The organism is Candidatus Dormiibacter sp. (genome assembly GCF_050999135.1).
GTDB lineage: Bacteria > Chloroflexota > Dormibacteria > Dormibacterales > Dormibacteraceae > Dormiibacter > Dormiibacter spiritus.
The window spans coordinates 44,842-50,841 of the sequence record NZ_JBPCPN010000010.1 but is presented as its reverse complement, the minus strand read 5'-3'; the positions used below and the strand labels follow the sequence as shown (position 1 = coordinate 50,841).

Annotated in this window: 3 protein-coding genes, 2 tRNA genes and 1 pseudogene; 2 read left to right on the top strand and 4 right to left on the bottom strand. The window is 62.7% G+C overall.

What is annotated here, in order from left to right:
• Window positions 1-1,494: 1,494 nt before the first annotated feature.
• Window positions 1,495-1,962 (top strand): annotated as a pseudogene (locus ACR2MZ_RS02655) (Clp protease N-terminal domain-containing protein); the annotation flags it as partial.
• 63 nt (window positions 1,963-2,025) lie between these two features.
• Here the strand turns inward: ACR2MZ_RS02655 and ACR2MZ_RS02650 are convergent.
• The 4 genes from ACR2MZ_RS02650 to ACR2MZ_RS02635 form a co-directional block, all read right to left on the bottom strand.
• Window positions 2,026-2,340 (bottom strand): hypothetical protein, encoded by a 315-nt coding sequence (locus ACR2MZ_RS02650; RefSeq protein WP_434003522.1) that lies wholly within the window; start codon window positions 2,338-2,340, stop codon window positions 2,026-2,028.
• Between the two features lie 507 nt (window positions 2,341-2,847).
• Window positions 2,848-3,303: a hypothetical protein gene (locus ACR2MZ_RS02645; RefSeq protein WP_434003518.1), complete on the bottom strand. Its 456-nt coding sequence runs from the start codon at window positions 3,301-3,303 to the stop codon at window positions 2,848-2,850.
• Window positions 3,304-3,474: 171 nt separating this feature from the next.
• Window positions 3,475-3,566 (bottom strand) — tRNA-Ser (locus tag ACR2MZ_RS02640).
• A gap of 11 nt (window positions 3,567-3,577) precedes the next feature.
• A tRNA-Asp gene (locus ACR2MZ_RS02635) sits at window positions 3,578-3,656 on the bottom strand.
• Window positions 3,657-3,760: 104 nt separating this feature from the next.
• On the opposite strand from ACR2MZ_RS02635, the gene ACR2MZ_RS02630 reads away from it, so the two are divergent.
• The gene (locus tag ACR2MZ_RS02630) at window positions 3,761-5,983 is read left to right on the top strand and encodes a transglycosylase domain-containing protein (RefSeq protein ID WP_434003517.1); all 2,223 of its coding nucleotides are present in this window, start codon (window positions 3,761-3,763) and stop codon (window positions 5,981-5,983) included.
• Window positions 5,984-6,000: the final 17 nt, after the last annotated feature.

Here is a 6,000-nt window from a genome sequence, read left to right as displayed (position 1 = left end):
CGCAGAGCCTAATCAGCGGTCACGAGGAGGGGCTAACCGAGCAGGGGGATCTGCCACCTGAGCCATCTTCGGCAGCCAGCATGAAAGCCATCCCTGCCCCGCCAGCGTCCATGAAGAAAGGTAGGGCAGCATGACCGCTCTCAGAGGAGGCCGTGTAGTACTCGTCGACCCGCTGCCGGGCCTCCTGGTGGCTCTTAGCGCGTCGCCCTTTCCGAGTCCACCGGCGCACGCCTCGTTAGACGCCCATCACGCCGTCTCGGACAGCATCATTACCGTCAGTTCGGTGTCCAAGGATCCGGCGCCGGTAGAGCGCACCATCCAAGTCTGAGCTACAATAGTTGCCAGCCTGAGAGTAACGGAGCGCTAGCCGGGTCGTGGGGCCCGGCCTCGCTTTATCCGGAAGGAGCTTTCAAATGATTACTCGCTGCGGTCTTGGTGTACGCTTGGTCCGCCCCGGATACCGATGGGTGGCCAGACGGATCTTTGCGGTGACTCTAGCCTCCATCCTAGTAGCTGGGGCGATTATCCTAGGCTCTGTAACCAATAACAGTTCCGGCTCGAAGTCTGCCAGCCTGTTTGGCGCCCGATTAGCATTCGCTCAGGGTCCTCCCGGGGCCGGACCGTGCGATCCGGCCCACGATGGGATGATTTACACCGACCCGAGTGGAAAGCGGTGGGTATGTCGATACGGCGGTACTGTGGACGGTTGGTCGTGGTGGCCTGAAGGGGGCAACGTTCCGGAAGGTTTCCCGCCGTGCGATGCCGCTCACGACGGGGATACCTACGTTGATGAGGATGGCAACCTCTGGAAGTGCAGCTTTACCAAGAGCCTTGGCCACATTTGGGAGCCCGTTGACGTCCCGAATGGGCACTGGTCTACTGCGTCACTTTGGGGAGGATCAGTCGCACTAAACCAATCGGCCAAGAATGTCATCATAAACTCCACCGGTCTATCGGCAAAGGCGTATGTCGCCGTTAGCAAGCCTGATGGCACTCCAGAAGCACAACCAGCTGGATGGATTTCACAACTGATAAGCTTTCAATACTGGACGGGCTCCAGCTGGGAATGGTGCCCGGCCGGTAGTCCCCAGACTTACACCTACTCTTCTACAAGCACATTCTACATGGGCTTGGCATATCGCTTTCCGACCGCCGCGCCGTGTGGACCCGGCTACTATACTGCTCAAGTAAATGCGTATGTCTGGGACGGTGCCCAATGGCAAGGCGGAGGCCAAATCGCCGATCCTGCGGATCCTTGCGTCGGTTGTAACGGCCCTGGTGTGGACGCCGCCAAAGTAAGAGCGCCAGTGAAGAGGGCTCCGGTCCACCAAATTCCACCACCACCGAAGCGGCCAACCTCAGACAGCACCACGCCAAGCCGCGAGTCCGGCTCTCCCTCACGAGGCGGTGTCTAGCCGGATCGATCGCCGTCTGGTTGATGCGGCGGCGGGCGCTCGCATCTTAGGAATCACGCGTCCTGACTTCATTCGGCTGATGCGGACAGCGGACCGACCTCCCCATCCTGTCACGTCGATCCAGGACATTCGCTTATGGCTCCGCACGGACATAGCGTCCTGGGGGCTGGCTGCCGCCTCAGAGCTACCTAGTAGTCAGGAATCGGTTTTCGCTGGCCTGCCGACAGGTCGCTCACAGGAGGGGCACTCACTGTTGACGATAGCTGGGCACGAGGCTAAGCGTTGCCAACACTCTTACATCGGCGTTGATCATCTGGTTCTGGCTCTCGTCCACAACGAGTCTTCGGGGTTGGCCCGAAGAATTCTTGAGAGCCTCGGGTTCACGCATGCCGGCCTGACGCAGGAGTTCGCCAAGACCAATCCCCCGGAAGCTGAGCCCAGGGCCGGAGCACACGTCGTCACAGCCGCGGCATTGCTCTTAGAGCGAGCGAATCTTTGGGCTGTACACCGTTCTGATCCCGTCGCTGCGAGCGAGCATGTAGTACTGAGCTTGATAGACCGTTGGCCGACCAGTCCACTGACGGAGTATATGAAGCAGCGTGGGCTTGAGTCAGAAGCGCTGGCGCTGCGGGCTATGTCCGTGGCAGACGCCGCTATTTGGGGGGAATACCAACTTGGTGGTGCCGAACATCCTCGGATAGGCGTCAGCATGAGAGTTGAGCTGGCTCTTCGTCCGGATGGCGTGGACCACCTGGACCGACGGCCATGGACCTCCGACGTTGCTACCGATGACCACGGGCGACCGATTAAGCGCGGCGCAGCATTGGTGCAGTACTTCGTCGATCGGGATGGCAGTGTTGTCCGCGCCACGGATGGACGATTGGTGCATCTGCTCGTCGACGAGCGCGGCCGACTGGTGAGTCAAGCCGGCGCCCCTATACTGGTCGCCGTCGACCCGCCAACCTGACCCCTCAGACCTTTTTGCGGGCCCTGGCTAGGGAGAGTGCCGCGTTGCCGCGTGCGGCCACGAAGATTGCACGGCGGTACCGCAGAGTAGGTCCGTTCCTGCCTTCCCCGTCACGGAACGGCGGGCTTGCGCGCATTCCAGTACACCATGCTCGGGTAATTGTGGCATTCTACCTGCTGTCAAGTCGTCCCTCGGATGCCCGAACAGGTTTAGCTCCTTGGACGCTCGGCTTCATCGCGAAATTCATGGCCATGTTTCGATGTGAGGTCCTGAGGAGCATGGCCGAAGTCTCGGCTGAACGTCAGGGCGGGACCGGCCTTCCCTCCGACCCCTGATGAGATTTCCTCTCGCGCTCACTACTGACCCCTGCGCCTGAAACCAGCCATGGTCACACCAACCGGAAGCTCCGGAGGCGGCCAGAGTGGAAGCAGGGCCGCAGGGGGAGCGGCGTCAGCTGCGCTGCCGCTACTGGGGCGAGATGGGCACCTTTCGGCAGGCCCAAGGACCGTAGCGGCGGTAGGCGACAATCATCCACACGAACATCGCGGCCCAGGCCAGACTGACGGTGAACAGTACCGCGAAGTCCGCCGGTGTGAAGGACAAGCGAGGCTGTTCCTGCTGGACTCCTGGCTGGAAGCCCAAAGCCAGGAGTGACGAATAGACAATATTCAACGCCCCAATTCCCGCCAGCACGAGCTGGACCCAGAACCACCAGGTCCAGCGCAGGAGCGTGCCGAGCACGATAAGCACGTACTCCGCCGTCAGCAACACACCGCCGGCGATCAGCCCGCCCACGAGGGCGGTCTGAAAGAAGCTACGGAGTGTGCGCCGCTCCTGCTCCACATCTCCCGGATGGCTCGTCGGGTTCGATCCTGCACCGGCCTCGACCGTCTGGATGTGGTTGATCTCCCACTCGCTCAACTGATTGAAGTAGCTCACATAGCGCGGCAGGAGCGTGGCGGTCCAGAGGAGAGGGACAAATTTTGTGGAGTCCTGCCAGGCGGTGTCTGCGTCGCCCTTCTCAGTCGCGGCCGCGCAGGGACGGTTGGGACCGGACAGATGCAGGCGCAGGGTCGAGTTCGAATACGGAAATGGCGGAGAGGGTGGGATTCGAACCCACGATAGGGTTGCCCCTATAACGGTTTTCGAGACCGTCGCCTTCAACCGGGCTCGGCCACCTCTCCTCGAATGAAGATGGCGGTCCCGACCGGATTCGAACCGGCGTTCTCGGCCTTGACAGGGCCGCGTGTTTGGCCAGGCTACACCACGGGACCAGCGCCTGAAGAGTCTAGCAGCCCCGGATCGGCGCTTCCCCCAAACCCCACCAGGCCGTACTTGGCATAACGAAGCCGGGCCTCCTCCGGTTAAATGGAGCAGCATGCTGGCGAGAACGTCAAGCTCGCCGGAGAGATCGCTGGCCGACTCCCCCCGGCCGGCTTCCAGGCCCCGACGGGCCTCCCTCTACCGGAATGGAACCACCCCCACGCCTCCGCTGAGGCGCTGGCGTCGCTGGCTGCCCTGGCTGGCGCTGGTGCTGATAGTGATGATCTCAGGCGTCTTCGGTTATGTCGTCTGGACTCTGCGCGACCTGCCCGACCCAGGACAGCGCCCCGCCCTGGCCGGCTCCATCCTGATCCTCGACCGAAACGGCCGGCAGATCGAACAGCACAGCTCTCAGGGACAGTACTACTCGGTGGTGAAGCTGGCCGACATGGGCAAGCTGGCGCCTCAGGCCACACTCGCCGCCGAGGACAGGAGCTTCTACAGCCACGGGCCCATCAGCTACACAGCCACCGCTCGGGCCGCGGTTGCCGACCTCACCCGGCGCGGGAATCAACAGGGTGGCAGCACCATCACCCAGCAGCTGATCAAGATCGACGTGCTGACACCGCAGCGTTCTGTCTTCCGCAAGATGCAGGAGGCCGTGCTGGCCACGGCACTGGAACAGAAGTACTCCAAGGACCAGGTGCTGGAGATGTACCTGAACCGCGTCTATTACGGCCACAACGCCTACGGGATCGGAGCAGCCACCAAGATCTACTTCGGCAACGACAAGCAGCCTAAAGATCTGACAGCTGCGCAGGCGGCCTTCCTGGCCGGCCTTATCAACGGGCCCTCCTACTTCGATCCCGCCCTGCACTACGACAGAGCCAAGGAACGGCAGCTTTACGTGCTGGATGGCATGGTGAAGACCGGCGCCCTCACCCAGCAGCAGGCGGACGAGGCGGCGAAGGAGGACATCAAGGCGGCCCTCAAGTTCGACCGCAGCCTGCTCACGAGCCTGGCACCGCAGTTCAGCCAGTACGTGCTGGAGCAGCTGGAGGCAAAGTTCGGCCCCGAAGCCGTGCAGAACGGCGGCTTCTCGGTCACCACGACGCTCGACCTCGATCTCCAAGCCGCTGCCCAGAAATCAGTGCAGGACGGGGTGACCAAGCTGGGCCGAAAGGGTATCAACAACGGCGATCTGCTCGCCGCCAACGCCAAGACAGGTGAGATCCTGGCCTACGTGGGCTCCAGCGACTACCAGAACGACGCCATCGGCGGCCAGTTCGACCGCATCCGGGAGGCACGGCAGCCAGGTTCTTCCTTCAAGCCCTACGTCTACGAAGCTGCCCTCAAGGACCACAAGATCACCGTCGCCACCACAGTGCACGACGTGCCCACCGACTTCGGCGGCTACAGTCCCAAGGACTTCGACAATCACTTCATGGGTGCCCTGAGCGCCCGCCGAGCGCTCGTGCTCTCACGGAACGTTCCTGCTGTCGCTGTCGGCCAACAGGAGGGCATGGACAACGTGATCAAGCTCGCCGGTCAGATGGGCGTCAAGTCACCGCTGGAACCCACTCTCCCGGGCGCGATCGGGGGCTTCCAGCATGGGATCACCATGCTGGACAACGTTCAGGGCTATCAGACCTTCGCCGACCAGGGCACCATGGTGCCGCTCACCAGCATCCGTAAGGTGATTGGTCCCGCCGGTGACACCGTATTCGATCTGCAGCCCGGGCAGTCGCCGGGCGTCAGCCACCCCCTGAGCCCCGCCGAGGCATACCTGATCACCGACGTTCTGAAGGACTACAACAAGCAGTGGGGCCTGGGCTGGAACCGACAGATGGCTGGCAAGTCAGGGACCACCGACAACCATCAAAACGCGTGGATGATGGCCTACAACTCGGACATCGTGGTCGGTGCCTGGGCCGGCAACACCAAGCAGGGCAGCGACGGCAATACCACGGCCTTCGGCGTTGACGTCGGCAGCACCATCTCGGCTGAGTTCATCAACGGCCTTTCGAGCTACAAGGGCTGGTTCTCGCAACCTGACGGGCTGGTCACCGCCAGCGGCTGCCCGGGCTCGACTTCAGGCGGCAAGGACCTCTTCCTACCCGGTACCCAGGCCGGTTCTGGCAATTGCGGTACGCCTCTGCCTCAGCCCAGCGGCACTCCCGCCCCCACGCCCGCGCCGACCGCCACTCCCAGCGCAGCTCCACCACCGACCCCGGGCCCGACAATCGTTCCCCCACCAACCCCGACGCCGGCACCCACATCGACGCCTACGCCCAAGCCCAGTCCGACGCCCACGCCAACTCCTAAGCCCAGCCCCTGACCCCTATTGGTCCAGCA

Bases quoted from the DNA above. Each gene is read 5' to 3' on its own strand.
- ACR2MZ_RS02630 (WP_434003517.1), top strand. From the start codon at position 3,761: ATGCTGGCGAGAACGTCAAGCTCGCCGGAGAGATCGCTGGCCGACTCC.